The sequence below is a fragment of the Hymenobacter sp. R533113 genome (assembly GCF_056835965.1).
The window spans coordinates 841,784-859,475 of sequence record NZ_JAKWBD010000013.1; the positions used below are offsets into that span (position 1 = coordinate 841,784).

19 protein-coding genes are annotated in these 17,692 nt (G+C 54.7%); 9 read left to right on the forward strand and 10 right to left on the reverse strand.

The annotated features are described in order from the left end of the window. Nucleotides 1-70 precede the first annotated feature (70 nt). From MKZ35_RS12750 to MKZ35_RS12760, 3 genes are all read right to left on the reverse strand, one after another. Nucleotides 71-694: a NifU family protein gene (locus tag MKZ35_RS12750; protein WP_482513652.1), complete on the reverse strand. Its 624-nt coding sequence runs from the start codon at nt 692-694 to the stop codon at nt 71-73. Between the two features lie 170 nt (nt 695-864). After that, nucleotides 865-1,944 carry a chorismate synthase gene (gene aroC, locus MKZ35_RS12755; RefSeq protein WP_482513653.1) on the reverse strand — a complete coding sequence of 360 codons (1,080 nt, stop codon included), beginning with the start codon at nt 1,942-1,944 and terminating at the stop codon, nt 865-867. A 201-nt stretch (nt 1,945-2,145) separates the two neighbouring features. Next, entirely contained in the window at nt 2,146-3,609 is a 1,464-nt protein-coding gene (locus tag MKZ35_RS12760; protein WP_482513654.1) for a BatD family protein, read from the reverse strand. A 321-nt stretch (nt 3,610-3,930) separates the two neighbouring features. On the opposite strand from MKZ35_RS12760, the gene MKZ35_RS12765 reads away from it, so the two are divergent. From MKZ35_RS12765 to MKZ35_RS12785, 5 genes are all read left to right on the forward strand, one after another. Continuing rightward, the gene (locus MKZ35_RS12765; RefSeq protein ID WP_482513655.1) at nt 3,931-4,701 is read left to right on the forward strand and encodes a ferritin-like domain-containing protein; all 771 of its coding nucleotides are present in this window, start codon (nt 3,931-3,933) and stop codon (nt 4,699-4,701) included. Nucleotides 4,702-4,750: 49 nt separating this feature from the next. Further along, nucleotides 4,751-5,743: a ferritin-like domain-containing protein gene (locus tag MKZ35_RS12770; protein ID WP_482513656.1), complete on the forward strand. Its 993-nt coding sequence runs from the start codon at nt 4,751-4,753 to the stop codon at nt 5,741-5,743. A gap of 200 nt (nt 5,744-5,943) precedes the next feature. Next, nucleotides 5,944-6,651 (forward strand): ferritin-like domain-containing protein, encoded by a 708-nt coding sequence (locus MKZ35_RS12775; protein ID WP_482513657.1) that lies wholly within the window; start codon nt 5,944-5,946, stop codon nt 6,649-6,651. Nucleotides 6,652-6,674: 23 nt separating this feature from the next. Further along, the gene (locus MKZ35_RS12780) at nt 6,675-7,556 is read left to right on the forward strand and encodes a ferritin-like domain-containing protein (RefSeq protein ID WP_482513658.1); all 882 of its coding nucleotides are present in this window, start codon (nt 6,675-6,677) and stop codon (nt 7,554-7,556) included. 261 nt (nt 7,557-7,817) lie between these two features. Further along, the gene (locus MKZ35_RS12785; protein ID WP_187309951.1) at nt 7,818-8,006 is read left to right on the forward strand and encodes a hypothetical protein; all 189 of its coding nucleotides are present in this window, start codon (nt 7,818-7,820) and stop codon (nt 8,004-8,006) included. A gap of 45 nt (nt 8,007-8,051) precedes the next feature. On the opposite strand, the gene queG is transcribed toward MKZ35_RS12785, so the two are convergent. Both queG and ruvB read right to left on the reverse strand, forming a co-directional pair. Continuing rightward, nucleotides 8,052-9,041 carry a tRNA epoxyqueuosine(34) reductase QueG gene (gene queG / locus MKZ35_RS12790; RefSeq protein ID WP_482513659.1) on the reverse strand — a complete coding sequence of 330 codons (990 nt, stop codon included), beginning with the start codon at nt 9,039-9,041 and terminating at the stop codon, nt 8,052-8,054. Nucleotides 9,042-9,219: 178 nt separating this feature from the next. Next, the gene (ruvB, locus tag MKZ35_RS12795) at nt 9,220-10,275 is read right to left on the reverse strand and encodes a Holliday junction branch migration DNA helicase RuvB (RefSeq protein ID WP_482513660.1); all 1,056 of its coding nucleotides are present in this window, start codon (nt 10,273-10,275) and stop codon (nt 9,220-9,222) included. Nucleotides 10,276-10,561: 286 nt separating this feature from the next. Here ruvB and MKZ35_RS12800 point away from each other — a divergent pair, with 286 nt between their 5' ends. Beyond that, nucleotides 10,562-11,575, forward strand: a complete 1,014-nt coding sequence (locus MKZ35_RS12800) for an IS701 family transposase (protein WP_482511450.1) — start codon at nt 10,562-10,564, stop codon at nt 11,573-11,575. A 74-nt stretch (nt 11,576-11,649) separates the two neighbouring features. On the opposite strand, the gene MKZ35_RS12805 is transcribed toward MKZ35_RS12800, so the two are convergent. Continuing rightward, complete coding sequence (locus MKZ35_RS12805) at nt 11,650-13,641, reverse strand: monovalent cation:proton antiporter family protein (protein ID WP_482513661.1); 1,992 nt, start codon at nt 13,639-13,641, stop codon at nt 11,650-11,652. 191 nt (nt 13,642-13,832) lie between these two features. Between MKZ35_RS12805 and MKZ35_RS12810 the strand changes: the two genes are divergently transcribed. The 3 genes from MKZ35_RS12810 (at nt 13,833) to MKZ35_RS12820 (ending at nt 15,007) form a co-directional block, all read left to right on the forward strand. Then, complete coding sequence (locus MKZ35_RS12810; protein ID WP_482513662.1) at nt 13,833-14,237, forward strand: DUF4268 domain-containing protein; 405 nt, start codon at nt 13,833-13,835, stop codon at nt 14,235-14,237. Between the two features lie 139 nt (nt 14,238-14,376). Next, the gene (locus MKZ35_RS12815; protein WP_482513663.1) at nt 14,377-14,739 is read left to right on the forward strand and encodes a hypothetical protein; all 363 of its coding nucleotides are present in this window, start codon (nt 14,377-14,379) and stop codon (nt 14,737-14,739) included. 121 nt (nt 14,740-14,860) lie between these two features. Then, complete coding sequence (locus MKZ35_RS12820) at nt 14,861-15,007, forward strand: hypothetical protein (protein WP_482513664.1); 147 nt, start codon at nt 14,861-14,863, stop codon at nt 15,005-15,007. Between the two features lie 6 nt (nt 15,008-15,013). Here the strand turns inward: MKZ35_RS12820 and MKZ35_RS12825 are convergent, their stop codons facing one another. From MKZ35_RS12825 to MKZ35_RS12840, 4 genes are all read right to left on the reverse strand, one after another. Next, nucleotides 15,014-15,346 (reverse strand): HIRAN domain-containing protein, encoded by a 333-nt coding sequence (locus MKZ35_RS12825; protein ID WP_482513665.1) that lies wholly within the window; start codon nt 15,344-15,346, stop codon nt 15,014-15,016. Nucleotides 15,347-15,409: 63 nt separating this feature from the next. Further along, nucleotides 15,410-15,757, reverse strand: coding sequence for a hypothetical protein (locus MKZ35_RS12830; RefSeq protein WP_482513666.1), 348 nt, complete (start codon nt 15,755-15,757; stop codon nt 15,410-15,412). Nucleotides 15,758-15,764: 7 nt separating this feature from the next. Next, nucleotides 15,765-15,986, reverse strand: a complete 222-nt coding sequence (locus MKZ35_RS12835; protein ID WP_482513667.1) for a hypothetical protein — start codon at nt 15,984-15,986, stop codon at nt 15,765-15,767. Between the two features lie 462 nt (nt 15,987-16,448). Beyond that, the gene (locus MKZ35_RS12840; protein WP_482513668.1) at nt 16,449-17,684 is read right to left on the reverse strand and encodes an acyl-CoA dehydrogenase family protein; all 1,236 of its coding nucleotides are present in this window, start codon (nt 17,682-17,684) and stop codon (nt 16,449-16,451) included. Nucleotides 17,685-17,692 lie beyond the last annotated feature (8 nt).

Genomic DNA, 17,692 nt, shown 5'->3' on the forward strand with positions numbered 1-17,692 from the left:
GCTGCTAATATAAAAAAGCCCCCCAGAATAGTTCTGGGGGGCTTTCTTATATTGGCAGCTACCGAATTTGTTAGATGGTGATGCCTTCCGCAACAACTTCTTTTACTTCCGGCACCATACGCTTGAGCAGATTTTCGATGCCCGACTTGAGCGTAACCGTGGCCGAAGGGCAGCCGGAGCACGAGCCTTGCAAGTTCACGGTCACGATGCCGTCCTGGTAGCTTTTGAAGGTGATGTTGCCACCGTCCTGCTCTACGGCGGGGCGCACGTAGTTATCGAGCAGGTCGATAATCTTCTGGCTGGTCTGCTGGTCTTCTTCCGAGTCGCTGCCGTTGGCGGCCTCCTCCTGGGCAGCTTTCTGCTCAGCCGCCGGATCGACCAGGAAAATAGGTCCGCCCGACTCCACATACGACTTCAGGAAGCTGCGAAGCTCGGGAATAAGATGCGCCCACTGGTGCTCGGTGGTTTTGGTGATGGTAACAAAGTTGGCCGCGATAAACACCCGACCCACGTAGTCAAAATTGAACAGTTCCTGGGCCAGGGGCGAGTTGGTCGCCGCTTCCAGGTTGGGATAATCCACGCTCACCCCTTCGCTGAGGAACTGGGTGTTGAGCACGAATTTCATGGATTCAGGATTGGGGCTGGCTTCGGCATATATGGAAACCGGAGCGGCCGGGGCAGTTAGTTCAGCCATGAGGTTGAAGGGCTTAAAAGCGAGAATACGAAGAGAAATTACGCAGATTGGCGGTGAATTGCTAGCCTGTTAAAGCTAAAACCACCTACGCCTGCGGATGTTGCAAAGATACCAAAACGCCAGGGAATGCTGTGGCTGCTCCTCTTACCTCACGCCTCACCGTTGCTGCCTTATACCTGATTAGCCCGGCTGCGCAGCACCATATCAGCCAGCACCAGATTCGTCATGGCATCTACGATGGGCACAGCGCGGGGCAGCACGCACGGGTCGTGCCGGCCTTTGCCGGCCAGCGTAATTTCCTCGCCCTGGTCGTTGATGGTGGTTTGGGGCTGCAAAATGGTAGCCACGGGCTTGAAGGCAACCCGAAAATAAATTTCCTGCCCGTTAGAGATGCCCCCCTGAATGCCCCCCGAGTGATTGGTACGGGTCCGTACGACGCCGGCTTCGTCGGTGTAAAAGGCGTCGTTATGCTCGGAGCCAAACAGCAGCGTACCGGCAAACCCGGAGCCGTATTCGAAGCCCTTCACGGCATTAATGCTGAGCATGGCCTTCCCCAGCTCCGCATGCAGCTTATCGAATACGGGCTCGCCCAAGCCAGCAGGCACCCCTCGCACCACACCCGTCACCAGTCCGCCCACGGTATCCTGCCGGTCGCGGGTCTGGCGGATGAGGCTGATCATGCGCTCGGCCGTAGCCGGGTCGGGGCAGCGCACGGCGTTGCTTTCTATCAGATTCAAATCAAGCTGCTCATGCCCCACCGGCACGGCCACGGCCCCCACCTGCGACACGTAGCTTTGCGCCACAATACCATAGTGGGCTAATAGCTGAGCGGCCACGGCGCCGGCAGCTACGCGGGCTGCCGTCTCGCGGGCAGAGCTGCGGCCCCCGCCCCGGTAGTCGCGGCGGCCATACTTCATATCATACGTGTAGTCGGCGTGCGACGGGCGGTAGGCGTGCTCTACGTGGGCATAGTCGTGGCTGGCCTGGTCCTGGTTACGGATGAGCAAGCTAATGGGCGTTCCGGTCGTTTTGCCCTCAAACATCCCCGATAGAATTTCAACTTTATCGGCCTCGCTGCGGGGCGTAGTCAGGTCTGATTGGCCGGGCCGCCGCCGATCCAGCGCCGTCTGCATCATGTCAGCCGTAACGGCCAGGCCGGCCGGGCAGCCGTCTATTATTACGCCAATGCCAACGCCGTGCGACTCCCCGAAAGTGGTGATCCGAAATAGCTTACCAAAAGAGTTACTCATATGAAAAAAGCTAGGATTTAGAAGCCAGACCTTCAGAAGGCTGATAATAATGTGGCTTCAAAGCTACTAACAAAGCGGCGGCTGGTTCTGCCAAACGCAGTGCGCAGTCGGGCTGCCCCACTATACCACGTTGCTTATTACGAGGCGCTAATCCTTAGATGCCAGTCCGTGCTGAACTGTCTGTTTGAGTTTGACGAAGCACTACGGCTCCACTCGCCGGCCGCGCCACCAGCCAACACCCGCCAACACCAAGAGTGCACCTAAAATAATGTTGGCGTAGCGACGCACGGCGACGTACGCATCCACCGGTTGCAGGGTGTTGTCGGCGGAGGTTAGTACCTGTTGGTAAAAAGGATCATCGGACCGGGCACGGAAGGCGGCGCGGGCTTGTGCCCGGCCCTGTACCTGGGGGGCAATTTCGGCCCGCAATGTATCGTAGCGGGCCGTGGTCGGATTAAACACGATAAGCGAAAACAAGCTGTCAAGAGGCACTAACCCCGGCTTGCTTGACACCAGACGGTAGCGAAACCGCTTGCTACCGCCTACCCTCCCGCTCTGGCGAGTAAGCTCCTGCTGCACATCGGGGCCGTAAATTTCCAGCCCCGGCCGGGGCTGCGGCAACTGGGGGGCATTTAGCGTGGTCAGGTTGCCTTCGCCTTCCACCACAAACGAGTAAGTAAATGCTTGCCCGGTGCGAAAAGCAGTGCGGTCGATGGCTTCCCGCAGCTGATAGTTGCCCACGGGCACTTGGTCACGGAGCGGATGAGGGGGCAGCACCCGTACCGGAATCGTGCGAGCCGTAGTGCGATACGTTTTGTACCCCGCTAAGCGGTTATCGAGGCCCGCTTCGGGTTTCTTCGCAATGCGGTACTTCACCATTTCCAAAGCCACCTCCGGAAATACCAGAGGCTGGGCATTGAGCGGATAAAACTCCGCCTCATACAAACGGTAGCGCAAGTAGGTTTTGCCCCCCGCTACTACTGTTTCGGGATAAATCTCCTGCTCGTCAAATGGTTCCTCCCAGGCAGTAGGCTGCCGCAATTGGCGCAGAATATCGGGGAGCTGGCCGGCAAAATTATGAAAGGCCAGCAAGCCCTGATCGGCGGGCGTGAGGTAGAAGTACAGCCCAATATGTACGCCCTCGCCGGTAAAAATGGTCGTTTTATCGGGGACCAGGGCAAGAAAAGCGTTGTCTTTGGGCTCTACATATTCCTGCGGCTTGGGCTTGCCAAACAGCTGATCCAACAGCCCGATGCCTGGTGGCTCCTGAACTGGCGCCGGGGCCGGAGTAGCTGGCGCGCTTAGAGTTGGAACAGCGGCTGGTTGCGGCTTCACCGTGAGAGTAGCGCCCAATGAGCGGACAGTCAGCCCATTGATGGTCATGGCGAAAGGCTTCACTACAAACTCGCCCTCGTTATACGCTGCATAGCGCTGCGTGATGGTCAGTTCCGACGAGCTTTGCCCGTTCACGATACGGGTAGTAGTGGTGCTGGATTTTCCACTTTTCTTGAAGCCCTCCAAATCCGGAAAAGCGGAATAGCGCTCAAGCGGTGTCCCGCTCAGGCTAAAGCTGATGGTGTAGTATTCATTGATGGGGAAGTCCGATTTGCCCAGAATGATGCGCGCCTGCGGAACAGGAGCTTGCGCCCGAACGCTTCCTCCCATAACCAAACCCAGAAAAAAAGCCCCCCAAAGAGCAAACCAACGACTGAGCATAGCAACATGAGACGTCTTTATCAAAGCTACGCAGAAAGTGGCTTTTATGCCTGTAGCCTCATGTATACATCCCGTCTAAATACTTGTCAATCATCTGCCTGAAAGGCCATGTAAATAAAAAAAGTAATAAAAGTAAATCCATATTCCGAACTGAGCCGTAAGTGGTGTTTAAATAATCTCTTCTTCTAAGATTATTACAAAAACGCCATCCGAAGGCGTCCTAAAAAGTTATTGCCTTACCTTTTCTATATTCACCCTAATTTTTTTCTCATGTCCAAAATCACCAAAGCAGGCGGAGACGATACTGGCTTTGATAAGCCGCTCTACGTGCCCATCAAGCGTCGCTCTTTCTTCATGTACGCCGGCGCTACGGCTGGCGCCACGGCCCTCCTTCTGTCGGGTTGCGATGACGACGATGTATTTGCAGACCCCACGCCGCCTACACCACCCACGACACCCGGCGCTACCCTAGTTAATGTGGGTAGTGGTGATGTAGGTGTATTGAACTACGCTTACGCTCTGGAGCAGCTTGAAGCCGCTTTCTATACGCAGCTGCGAACCGGCACTTACTATACCGGCCTGAATGCTACCAGCGCCGAGCGTCAGATTCTGGACGACCTTTATTATCACGAGGTTATTCACCGCGAGTTCTTTAAGGCTGCAATTACGGGTGCTGGAGCTACGCCGATTAAGAACCTTGATCCCAATTTTGGTGCTATCAATTTCAATGACCGCGCAAGCGTATTAGGTGCCGCTAAGGCATTTGAGGACTTGGGCGTATCGGCTTACAATGGTGCTGGCCGCTTTATTTCTACTACCGGCAACGGCCCACTGTACTTGCTGCTGGCCGGCAAAATCGTGTCGGTAGAGGCTCGTCACGCTGCCGTTATCCGCGACTTGCTACAGGAAGGCAACTTCGTTGGAACTGACGTGATTAACGCCAGTGGCCTAGAAATTTCTAAGACCCCAACGGAGGTTGTAGCTGCGGCTAATACGTTCCTGGCTGAAGGCTCTAAGCTGAATGTTTCCGGCATTGTCTAAAGCAGGTTGCTTGTCGTCTTCACCCCCACTCAATCATTGACTTGTAGTTATGAACATCTTCCAAATAATTTCTGAAATCGAGAAAGTAGACCCCGAGGTTTACGATCGTCTTGACTCCCGCCGCAGCATTTTCAAGCACATGAGCGGCATGGGCAAAACCCTGGCTGCCGCCGCGGTTCCGATGGCCTTCGGTGCCGTCCTGAACAAGGCCTATGCACAAACCAGTATGGCCCCCGGCGTAAATGATGTTCTCAACTTCGCTTTGAAGCTGGAATATCTGGAGGCAGCCTTTTACAACCAAGGCTTAGGTGCAATGGGCGCTACGGCTACGGCTGCTCAAACAGCATTGCGCGCTGGCTTCAGCGCCACTAACCTGGCGGCTCTAGACAAAATTCGTAACGACGAAACGGCTCACGTTGCCTACCTCCGCTCGGCCCTAAGCACCAACGCCATTGCTGAGCCTGCAGCTAACACCTTCGACTTCACTGGTGGCAAAGGTGGTACGCCTGGTCCTTTTGCCACGGTGTTTACTTCGCCTGCTACCTTTCTGGCCGTAGCTCAGGCGCTGGAAGATACGGGTGTACGTGCCTACAAAGGCGGTGCTCCTTACCTGGCCAGCAACAAAGACGTGCTGACCGCTGCGTTGAACATCCACTCGGTAGAAGCTCGTCACGCCTCGCGTATCCGTACGATGCGTCGTGCTGGTGCCATGAACAATGCGGCTTCGCAAACGGCTGCTGCCGGCACCGACCGTAGCGCTTCGCCAAAAAGCTGGATATCCGGTACCGATGGTGGTGGACCAGCGCCAGCCCAAACGGCTCCGGTATACGCTATGGGCGTTGCGCCCGCCTATACGCCTGCTGTCATCACTTTCCCTGCTGAGGACAACGTGACACAAGGTGGTGTGAATCTGCAGACAGCTTTGGCTTCATTGAACTTCCCAGCGGCGGCTTTTTCGGAAGCTTTCGACGAAGCACTACCCGTACCAGTAGTATCGGATATCGCTCGTACGTTTGTTATTACTGGCAGCACGTTCATTTAATCGCTGCTTTCAGTTATTGCCTTAAAAAGGACGGCCTATAGGCCGTCCTTTTTTGTTTTTTAGCTCAACCATGCAACACTTTGCTGCTTCATAGGCTCATATTTATAACCTGCGTTGGCTTATCGGGCTATCTTTGCTTGTGTTGCGCCCGCTTTTGCTTCTGGGGGGCTTTTTGGATTAATTTCTCCGCTTATATGCATATGAATTCTACCTCTTTCTCTCGCCTGCTTTCGGCGCGACCGGTGCGGCGACGCACTTTTTTCAAAGTAGCCGGCGCTACGGCCGCTTCGTCGGCGTTGGTATTGGCGGGCTGCGCGAAAGATGATGAAACGCCGGAGGTTACGCCCGAGCAGATGTTTACCCTCGGCACCGGCGACACTGGCCTGCTCAATTATGCTTATTTGCTGGAGCAGCTGGAGGCCGCTTTTTACGATAAAGTGGTAGCCGCGCCGCCCGCTGATATGTCGGCCGCCGAGTTGACTTACCTCACCGACATGCGCGACCACGAAGTCATTCACCGCGAATTCTTCAAGTTTGCGCTGGGCACGAACGCCATCGGCGCGGCTATGTTTGACTTCTCCTCCTTTACGCTCACCACGCGCGCGGGTGTGCTCACGGCGGCGCGAACGTTGGAGGACTTGGGGGTAGCTGCTTACAACGGTGCCGGCAAGCTTTTCACTGATCCGGTTTATCTGGGTCTGGCGGGCAAAATAGTTTCCGTGGAAGCGCGCCATGCGGCACTGGTCCGTGAGTTGCTGCTGCCTAATTCATTCGCAGCCGCCGATGTAGTAGCCAACGATGGCGGCGACTTCGACGGCCTTGACGCGGCCAAAACGCCGGCTCAAGTCCTAGCCGTGGTGAACACTTTTCTCAACATCACTATCTCGGCGGCCAGCCTGCCCGGCTAAGCTTCTTCGGTTACTCCCGCGCCATGAATATTCTTAAACTCCTCGCCGATCTGGCCGACACAGATCCTACGCTATACGACCAGCTTAGCTCGCGTCGGGCCGCTTTTGCTCCCCTTAGCCAATTGGGTCGCAAGGCGGCGCTGGCAGCGTTGCCCCTGGCACTTGGCACCGCCATAATGCCAGCCCAGGCCCGCGACATCCGTACCATCCTCGATTCCTTGAACCTTGCGCTCACGCTGGAATACTTAGAAAGCGAGTTTTATGGCCGCGCTCTGGGCGAAGGGCCAAACGCCCCCAGCGTACCTGCCAACTTCTTTCCAGCTGGCACCCGCCCAGCCATCTCAACCATACGTTTGCACGAGCAGCTACATGTGCGGTTTCTGGAGCGCGTTATTCTGGCATCGGGCGGCACGCTGCCCGCCAAGCCCCGGTTCGACTTTACGGGCAGCAAGAATGGCACTCAACCCGCCTTATTCGCTGATGTATTCACCAACTTCGACACGTTTCTGCAAGTAGCCCAAACCCTGGAAGATGCCGGCGTACGAGCTTACAAAGGGCAAGCAGGGTTCTTACAAACCGATAATTCATTGCTGGAAGCGGCCTTGCGCATTCACTCGGTAGAGGCGCGGCACGCGTCACAAATCCGCACGATGCGGCGGGCGCGGGGGGCAAATGTCAAGAACTGGGTGAGCGCCAGCGACACCAGCATTGCGGTGCCCGGCAAAACCGACGCCGTATACGCGGGCGAAGACTTGGTCAACCAATTTATGGCTGGCCTCAAGCAAGTACCCTTCGATCAGGCACCCCTGAACACCGTAGTAGCCGTGGCGAAAGTGGCCGAAGCCTTCGATGAGCCGGTGCCAGCCAGCACGGCGGCTACATTGGTCAGTCTTTTTACGTATTAAATATACAGGTGCTTATTAACGTAGATTTAACACGTAAAAAGCAACAAGAGAACGACTTAGGTCGTTCTTTTTTTGTTCTTGAGCTTGCGCCCCATAGAGGGCTGAAGCTATCTTTGAGACTATCCTGTTAAAGAGTTGCACACTTTCGGAAAAAAGGTACCGCTTTGCTCCTTGGAGGAAGCCTTTTTATGTGGGCTTTCGTATACAATTATCCCCCCATACACCACCCTTTACCACCCACCTTACTTACTATTCATTACAATGTTGGAATATGCAAAAACCATTCTGCTCAAGGTGAGCTTCGACAAAATTCTATTTGAGAAGGAGCTACGGAAAGCGCTCCGCATGCTCGTACCAGAAGAGCTCACCCAGCTAAAAACCTGGTGCTACGAGCAATTCGCGAGCATTTACCAACGCATTCTCAACCGCGTTTTTGCCCAAGCCGCTTAGAGTACAGTAAGCAGTACCAAGAAAAAGCCCCCAGCGAGCAGCCACTCAGGCCTCCTCGCTGGGGGCTTTTTCCTTGTAGAGGAAATCGGTTTGCGGCTCCGTTACAAACTGAATTGTGCGCGTGAGGCCAGCATAGCCCGTACGCTTCACCGCCGACTGCCTGAACAGCTCCGTAAACAGCTCGTGGGTAATCTCCTGCCAATCATTGGTGCTCATTTCTTTGAGCTGCGGATGCGGCTTGAATTGCGGCTCCTGGTGGGGCTTGGCGAAGCGGTTCCACGGGCACACGTCTTGGCAGATGTCGCAGCCAAACACCCAGTTGCCTAATTTGCCCCCCACCTCCGTTGGAACCTGATCCTTCAGCTCAATCGTGAAGTAACTGATGCACTTGCTGCCATCCACCACATAAGGCTCTGAAATGGCGTCGGTGGGGCAGGCGTCCATGCACTTGCGACAGGTGCCACAATAGTCTTTGATGGGGCCGTCGGGGGCTAAATCCAGATCAACGATCAGCTCAGCTATGAAGTAAAAGCTGCCTACACCGGGCGTAATAAGGTTGGAATTCTTGCCCACCCAGCCCAGGCCGCTTTTCTTGGCCCACACCTTATCCATCACCGGCGCCGAATCGACAAATACGCGGCCGCCCACCTCCCCTATTTCCTGCTGAATATCGGCCAGCAGCGTTTTGAGCTTGTCCTTGATGACGAAGTGATAATCGCGGCCGTAGGCGTACTTGCTTATCTGTAAGGTATCGGCGGGCTGCTGGTCTTCCTCGGCGGGGTAATAGTTGAGCAGCAGCGAAATAACTGATTTGGCCCCATCTACCAACAGGCGCGGATCGAGGCGCTTATCGAAGTGGTTGGCCATGTAGCCCATCTGCCCGTGCATCTGGCGGTTGAGCCAGTTTTCGAGGCGGGGGGCATCTTCTTCCAGAAACTCCGCCTTCGAGATACCGCAATACATAAAGCCCAGCTCCGCCGCCCGGCGCTTGATAAAGGAGGTATTACGGCTTTGAATGGATTCGTCGACAGTCACAAAGTTTACTGAAAAAACCGTTTCTAACGGCTATTTGGCAGGATGAGGCAGCAACTTAGCGCCCACTGACACACAAGGTAGAAGTTGCCTTTCTGCGGTAAAGTACGGGTGAAAAAGGAACGCACCGCCGTGGGCGGTGCGTTCCATGCAGTAGTCGAATCAAGTAAGAAGCTACTTACTAAACTGGCTGCTCCCCAAATAAGTCGCCGGGCGAATTGCCACGCAGGTGCTGAGGCATCAGCTTACCCAAGTGGCGATAAGCAGCTTCCGTAGCCTCGCGGCCCCGCGAAGTGCGCTTGAGGTAGCCTTCCTGAATCAGGAACGGCTCGTACACTTCCTCAATCGTCTCCGACTCCTCGGAGCAAGCCGTAGCAATGGTGCTCAAGCCTACCGGTCCACCCTTAAACTTATCGATGATAGTTGTCAGGATGCGCACGTCCATTTCGTCGAGGCCGTTTTGGTCTACGTCAAGGGCGTTCAGGGCAAATTGAGCGATGTCAACGGTGATGGTGCCGGTGCCTTTAATCTGGGCAAAGTCGCGGGTACGGCGCAGCAGGTTGTTGGCGATACGTGGTGTACCGCGTGAGCGGCGGGCAATTTCGAAGGCCGCATCATCGTGGATAGGCGTTTGCAAAATCTCGGCTGAGCGCTTCACAATGCTGGTCAGCAAGGCGGAGTCGTAATACTCCAAGCGAGCATTGATACCAAAACGAGCTCGTAACGGCGAGGTCAGCAAGCCGGAGCGCGTAGTAGCCCCAATAAGGGTAAACGGCGACAGAGAAATCTGCACCGAGCGCGCATTCGGACCCGAATCGAGCATAATGTCGATGCGGTAGTCCTCCATAGCCGAGTACAGATACTCCTCAACCACCGGGTTGAGGCGGTGTATTTCGTCGATGAAGAGTACGTCGTTGGTCTCCAGATTGGTAAGCAGACCAGCAAGGTCAGAAGGCTTGTCAAGCACCGGGCCGCTGGTCATTTTGATACCCGCTTCCAACTCGGCCGCAATAATGTGCGACAACGTAGTTTTGCCCAAGCCGGGAGGGCCGTGCAGGAGTACGTGGTCGAGAGCTTCGCCGCGCCGCCGAGCAGCAGCGACGAATATTTTCAGGTTCTCGACGATTTTATCCTGACCCGTAAAATCGGAGAAGCTGAGCGGCCGCAGGGCCTTGTCAATCTCCTTCTCGGAAGGATCCATGTGGTCGTTTTCACCAGTGAGAAATGCTTCGCGCATAACGGAATAATAGGTTTGGCGTTGAATAAAGGTAACACTTTGGGGGCAAAATGCTTCCCGTTTTAGTAAAAATATTTAGTTTACCTGTATGACTAATTATATTAGCAATACAGGTAAACTTCCTACAGATGAACGTCATGCAGAGCGCAGCGAAGCATCTCGCGTGCTGACCCAAGATTAGTAATCCTACTACCGCTGGCGAGATGTTTCGCTGCGCTCTGCATGACGTTCTTTTTCTATTTAGGACTTACGCACTTAGTAGTAACTTGAGAAAAAGCCTGGCTTTATGGTGACGCAAGCGACTTACATCGAGTACCTGCTTAGTACGCCCCGCAATTATACGTGTACGCACTTGGCCGAGCACCTGTCGCAGGTGAGCCACGATCAAGTGAACCGATTTCTGCGCCGCAGCTCGTTTTCGCCCACGCAGTTGCGCGAGTTGGTCTTGCCCTTGCTCCACGACTCGCCGGAGGCCTTTTTGCTGGTCGATGATAGCGTGCAGGACAAGCGCTACAGTCGCTTCATTGAAGTAGCCAAACGCCAGTATTCGGGCAACGAACATGGCCTGGTCACCGGCATCTGCCTGGTTAACCTGGTCCACAGCAGCGGACAGGCCGGGGATTTTCTGCCCCTGGACTACCGCGTCTATGCCCCGGAGCTGGATGGCCTGACCAAAAACGAGCATTTCCAGGCCATGTTCGCCCACGTCGTGGCGGAAAATAAAATTCAGGCCCGCACGCTCCTGTTCGATGCCTGGTACAGCGGCAGCGACAACCTGAAGCTGATTCAGCGGGCCGGTTGGACGTTTTTCACGACCCTGAAAAGCAACCGGTTAGTGAGTGCCAGCAAAGAGGGGGGCTACCAGTCCCTGGCCGACGTAGCCCCGCCGCCGGGTGGGTGGAGCACCGGCTTGGAAGTACGCTTGCAGAAGGTGCCGTTTGCGGTGCGCTTGTTCCGGCTGGTCGCCCCAAACGGCGACATTGAATGGGTCGTGACCAACAACTTCGCCTTTACGCTTACCCAACCGCTGGTCGAGGCCACCACCCGCACCCGCTGGCAGGTGGAAGAGTTTCACCGCAGCTTCAAGCAGCTGACCGGGGCCGAGAAATGCCAGTGCCGCCGTGCCCAGGCCCAGCGCAACCATCTGGCCTGCTGCTACCTGGCGTGGGTGTCCCTGCGCGAGTTTGCCCGATCAACGGCCCAAACGATTTATCAGGCCCACCAGCACCAATGGGCTCCCTACTTGAGCCAGCTGCTCGCCAAGCCCCTCATTCCTGCCCTGCTCCCCGCAAGTGCGTAAGTCCTACTATTGTAAACAAGACACAAAAGATCCTTTCCTCCGCTCTGCATGACCACCTGGGCTTGCAGAGTCACCTAATCGGCGCTACGGGCAAACTCCTGCACGCGTTCCGGCGGGCCGAAGATGTAAAGTGTATCATTAGGCTTAATGACCGTGTCGCCGGTCATTTCATACAACATTTGCCCCCCACGGCGAATGGCAAGCAAGCTAATACCAAACCGCTGGCGCACTTCAGTTTCGGATAAGGTTTTGCCAACTAGCTCTCCTTCAGGCGACACCTGAAAAGTTGACATTTCTGCATCAGCAAGGGAAACATGCATAGACGACCACTCGCCTTCAGTAAGGGAGCGGCGGCGCAACATATCATAGCGGCCAGCGCGTAGCTCACTGATAAGTTTGTCGATTTCGGGCATTGGCACTAAGTATTTGGCCAGCACCCGCGAGAAGATTTCGATGGATGCTTCCAGCTCTTCGGGAATTACTTCGGTGGCTCCTAAGCGGTATAGCTCCTCCATTTCGTGGATGTAGCGAGTACGCACAAAAATGCAGGAGTTCGGATTCATCTTGCGCAACGCCACCACAATGCGGCGGCTGCTGGCCGGGTCCGAAATAGCGACTACCATTACGCGGGCGTGCTCTACTTGGGCCTGCTCCAACACATGTTCCTGCGAGGCATCACCGTACAAAATAGGCTCGCCCCGCTCCCGCTCCTGGCGCACGGTAATGGGGTTCGTCTCGATAATTACATAAGGCACCTTGGCATATTTGGCTGCTTTTACGAGGTTGCGCCCGTTGAACCCATAGCCCATCACCACCAAATGGTCGTTCAGGGTTTTTTCCTGCTCGGGGGGCAATTGGTCGGTTTGCGTGCGTAAGCCCTGGTCCAATGTTTTGAAAAGCTGAAGGCGCAGCAGAAAAGTTGTAAATGGCTCGGCGCCAAGCATCACCAAAGGTGTCAGGCTCATCGTCAGGATAGAAACGGCCAGGAAATACTGGTACTGCCGCTCCTGCATAATGCCGGCCTCTAAGCCAACTTTGGAAAGAATAAAGGCGAATTCCCCGACCTGACACAAGGCTAATCCCACGAGCAGCACCGAGCGCATAGGCAGGCGCAGCGCCAATGCCGCCCCCACGGTGAGCAGCAGCTTAACCGCCATTACGGCCAGGGTAATCAGCAAAATAGTTATGGGATTGTTCAGGAAGAACCGGACATCCAGCAGCATACCGATGGAGACGAAAAAGAAGCTGGCGAATATTTCGCGGAAGGGCAGAATATTGCTCACCGCCTCGTAGCTGTACTCCGACTCGGAAATGATAAGGCCGGCCAAAAAGGCTCCCAGTGCGAGCGAAAGCCCCACGGTAGAAGTCAGCCAGGCAACGCCCAGGCAGGTGCCAATGGTGGTGAGCAGAAATAGCTCGCGGCTACGCGTTTGGGCTACTATAAATAGCAGACGCGGCATAATGTAGCGCGCCCCAAACCACACCAGCGCCAATACCCCAATGATTTTGCCCCCCAGGATGCCCAGATCAGCCCACGGATTGCCGACGCCTTTGCCGGCCAGCATGGGCGTGAGCAGCATCATGGGCACCACAATCAAGTCCTGAAAGATGAGGATGGCCAGCGTGACTTGCCCGTGTGGCGACTCCATTTCGAGGCGGTCTTGCAACAGCTTGAGCACAATGGCCGTGCTGCTCAAGGAGAGTAAAAACCCCAAAAAGATGGCCTCCGGGGTGGAGAAATCGAAGCTGATAGCCAGCAGATAAGTGGCGCCAATAGCCAGGCCGACCTGCAAAGTGCCCCCCAGAAATACGGCTCGCTTCAGGCGGGACAGGCTGGAAAGCGAGAACTCCAGGCCAATGGTAAACATGAGCAGAATCACACCCAGCTCGGCCAGCATATCCACATCATCCTGGGCCTTCACCAGCCGGAGCGCCGACGGGCCTGCTACAATACCCGTGACCAGAAACCCTACGATGGAGGGCAGGCGTAGCTTATTAACCACCAGAATTACCCCCACCGAGAGCAGCAGGATAATGATTACATCCGAAAATATAGGAACGTGCATAGGCTTTCAGTAACAGGAATTGAGATTGGGGGCAAATCTTGCTATAAAGCTTCTCCAAGTTTTGCCTCAAGGGACCAATAGTAACAAAGGCTCTACTAAGTTCTGGTTTACAGCGCCACAAAACCAATAAGCCGCTGTACTTAGTATTGCGTAGTAAGAACTCCCGAACACGCACAAAGCGCATCTAGCGAATGTATAGTAAAGCAGAAGTAGTCCAACTACGTCAAGCCTTCTGGACCACGTTTGGCCAATACATGGCCCCGGTACCCTCAGCGGAGGGTGTACCTACCAACTGGATCAACTATAAGACAGGTTATAAAAATCTGTCTTTCCGCCTGCACGCCGACAACCGCCACGCCCGCATTGGCATCGAGCTTACCCATTCCGACCCAGAAATTCGGCAGCTGTTTTTCGAGCAGTTAGAGCAGTTGAAAACGATGCTGGAGGAAACGTTGGGTGAAGCCTGGATCTGGAGGTTGGAAGCTCAGAATGCCAACGGCCAAGCCATCAGCCGCATTTACCAGGAGCTGCAGCCCGTCAACCTGTTCAGCCGCGACGACTGGCCCCAGCTGATTTCTTTTTTAAACCTCGCCTGATAGCGCTGGATGCGTTTTGGAATGACGCACAGTACGCGTTTGAGGAGTTGCGGTGAGGGGCGTTGTAGTATTTCTATATATTCTTCCCAGCCCTTATCTTTCCCTGCTACTCCTCTTTCTCTCCCCTTTTCCAATCGTTATGCTACGTCGCCTAGTCCTATTCATTTTGCTGTTGAGCCTGGGGCTCACCTTCCATCCTGCCAAAGCCGACGGCACCGGCTACATGATGATTATCAGTCGCGTGTCGCTGGGGTTTGATGCGCAGGCCAGCATCGTCACTATTCAGCCCGATGGCAAGCAAGAAGTAAAGGAGCTAGAGTTCAGTCGTTTCAGCGCGAAGCAGATGGCCGGTAACATGACGGAAGTGCACAAAGCTACCTTGCTCGTGCTCAATCAATACCAGGGCCAGGGCTGGCGCATCGTCAGCGTAGCGCCCAGCGATGTTGCCGCCGGTGGCAACACCGTTTTCAGTCAAACGATTTATTACTTGGAGAAGAAGTAAAGCCCACGGCAGCCGACGACAAAATCAGCAGGCCGCCGACCTCAGCCGTTGGTAGAAATACCTAGGCGTTTGTAATATGAGCTAACGAAGCCACTAAACAAACGCAAAAAAGCCCCCCAGTATGCTGGGGGGCTTTTTTGCGATGAACTTTAATCTAACACCACTTAAACAGGTGATTGAAGCTGCTGAAGCTAATAGCATCGGTGAAATCAGTGAGCTGATTCGCGCGGCCAACAACCAGTTTAGCTACTCTCGAATAGGGCCTTAGACCTCCCTACTCACTTACCAGCAGCACGTCCATTTCCAAATACAGCCAGTCATCTTCCCAGGCTTTATGGGTAAGGCGGCCAGCCAACTTAAATCCAGCATCGAGCAAACGGGCCACGGTTTCGTTGCGCCCTTCCGGCAGGTAGCCCAGCCACATCGGCTCAGCGCCGGCCGTGTACACGCGCACGGCCCAATCATCGTAGGCGCTGTCGGCTTCGCGGGCTACCGTCAGGTCCTGGCCTAGTTGCAGGTTTGGCTCGTAGGCCTTCAGGCCCTCGCGGTGTGAAGTGCCGGCAATAAGGCATTCGAGTAGCACTAAGGGCGAAGAGGAGGCAGCCATAGCAGCAGGCGAGGAGAATAACGTGTAAAAGATGGGCTAATATAGGTCTGATTAGCAGTTGTGCTACTCGGAATCGGTTTTGGCAACAAGCTGCTGAATTTGCTCGCGGCCAATAGAAGCCACTTCCGATTTATCGTAAATCGTCAACAGAAATACCGATTCGTTTGCTGTCTGCGCATCTACCACGCGGCGGTAAGAAATAACGCGGGCGCCACCACTTTTACCGCGCTGCTTACTGGCAATGGCTACGCGAATTTTGTAGCAATCTGATCCCAGCGGTTCCCCATAACCAGGATTACGTGTTAACTCTGTCCCAAGGGCGGCCAACTCATTTTTCAGCGAACGATACTTTTTTAGTAGCGGCTTGGCTTCGCGCTTGGAGTTCGCCGTGATGATAATACGAACCGGCATCCCAGACTTATAGCGAGTTCAAAAAATCGTCTAAGTCCTCACCCTCCTGCTTACCAGCCTCTATGTCAGATACTTCACGCAAAGCGTCTTGCATTCCCTCTAACACTCGTTCGCGGCCACGCAACTGTTCGTAATACGCCTCCAACTCCTTCCAACGGGCAATAGGAATGACTACGGCCTCGGGCTTGCCGGTTTCGTCGGTTAAATAATGGAGCGGTTGCGCGGCCATGATTAAGAACTAAGTTTTTGTGTTAATGTATGCGGACGCTGTAAAGATTGAAATTGATCACGCAGTCAAGTACTAATTCTTTGGTTTTCGCAGTCCAAAACTCTACTGAAGATGCTATGGTGCTTTGTTTATGATTGGCGGCTTTGTATTATTTGTAGCCTTGCGTGGTAAAAACAAGCTTATAATCAATCCGATTACGAACAATATCACTCCAACACCGACCCACATTATAGGAACAAAGAAGAATCCTAGTAAGCAAAGTCCACCATCACAACCTCCGCCTGATGGCACCATCATGTGAATTGTGGAAATGCAGAATAAAATCCAACCCGCAAAAAGAGCCCAGAACAATCCTCTCTTATCCATCTGTACATTAATTAAGCAGACGCAAAATCTATTTCTTCAGTTTACTTCGTGAAGAAGCTTGTGCATCTTCACGAAGTAAACTTGATTCTTTCTATTCTACTTAAACGCCTGAATACCCGTAATATCCGCGCCCGTAATAAGCAAGTGAATATCATGCGTACCCTCATAAGTAATCACCGATTCCAGGTTCATCATGTGGCGCATGATGGGGTACTCGCCGGTGATGCCCATGCCGCCGTGAATCTGGCGGGCTTCGCGGGCGATGTGCAGGGCCATGTCCACGGAGTTGCGCTTGGCCATGCTGATTTGGGCACTGGTGGCTTTGCCCTCATTTTTCAAAACACCTAAGCGCCAGGCCATAAGCTGAGCTTTGGTGATTTCGGTAATCATTTCGGCCAGCTTGCGCTGCTGCAACTGGAAGGCGGCTATGGGCTTGCCGAACTGCTCACGCTCCAAAGAATACTTCAGGGCCGACTCGTAGCAGTCGATGGCGGCGCCAATTGCCCCCCAGGCAATACCGAAGCGGGCGGAATCGAGGCAGCTCAGGGGGCCTTTTAGTCCTTCCACGTTGGGCAGGACGTTTTCCTTCGGGATGCGCACGTTGTCGAAGACCAGCTCGCCAGTAGTGCTGGCCCGCAGGCTCCACTTGTTGTGAATTTCGGGGGTGGTGAAGCCTTCCATGCCGCGCTCCACGAGTACGCCCTTGATGCGGCCGTCTTCGTTTTTGGCCCACACAACGGCCACCTGGCACTCGGGCGAGTTGGAAATCCAGAGCTTGGCCCCGTTCAGCAGATAGTAGTCGCCTTTGTCTTCCAGCTTGGTCATCATGCCGGCGGGGTTGGAGCCGTGGTCGGGCTCCGTAAGGCCGAAGCAGCCCAGCCACTCGCCCGAGGCCAGCTTGGGCAGAAACTTCTGGCGCTGCTCCTCCGAGCCGTACTGGTAAATGGGGAACATAACCAACGAGCCCTGCACCGAGGCCGTGGAGCGCATGCCGGAGTCGCCACGCTCAATTTCCTGCATAATCAGGCCGTAGCTGATGTAGTCGAGGCCGCCGCCGCCGTACTCTACGGGGATGGTGGGGCCAAATGCGCCTACTTCACCAAACTTGCGCACTATTTCGGACGGGAAATGCGCCTGCTGGGCCCACTTCTCGATGCTGGGTGAAATCTCGCGCTTCACAAAGTCGCGGATGCTTTGGCGGATGAGCAGGTGCTCTTCGGTGAGCAGGCCGTCGAGGTCGAAGTAGTCGGTGAAGCCGGCAGCGTTGGTGCTGCCTTTTTGGGCGGTGTGGGCTTTAGATTCGGGCGAGAGAACGTCGGCTTGGGAAGACATAACGGAAG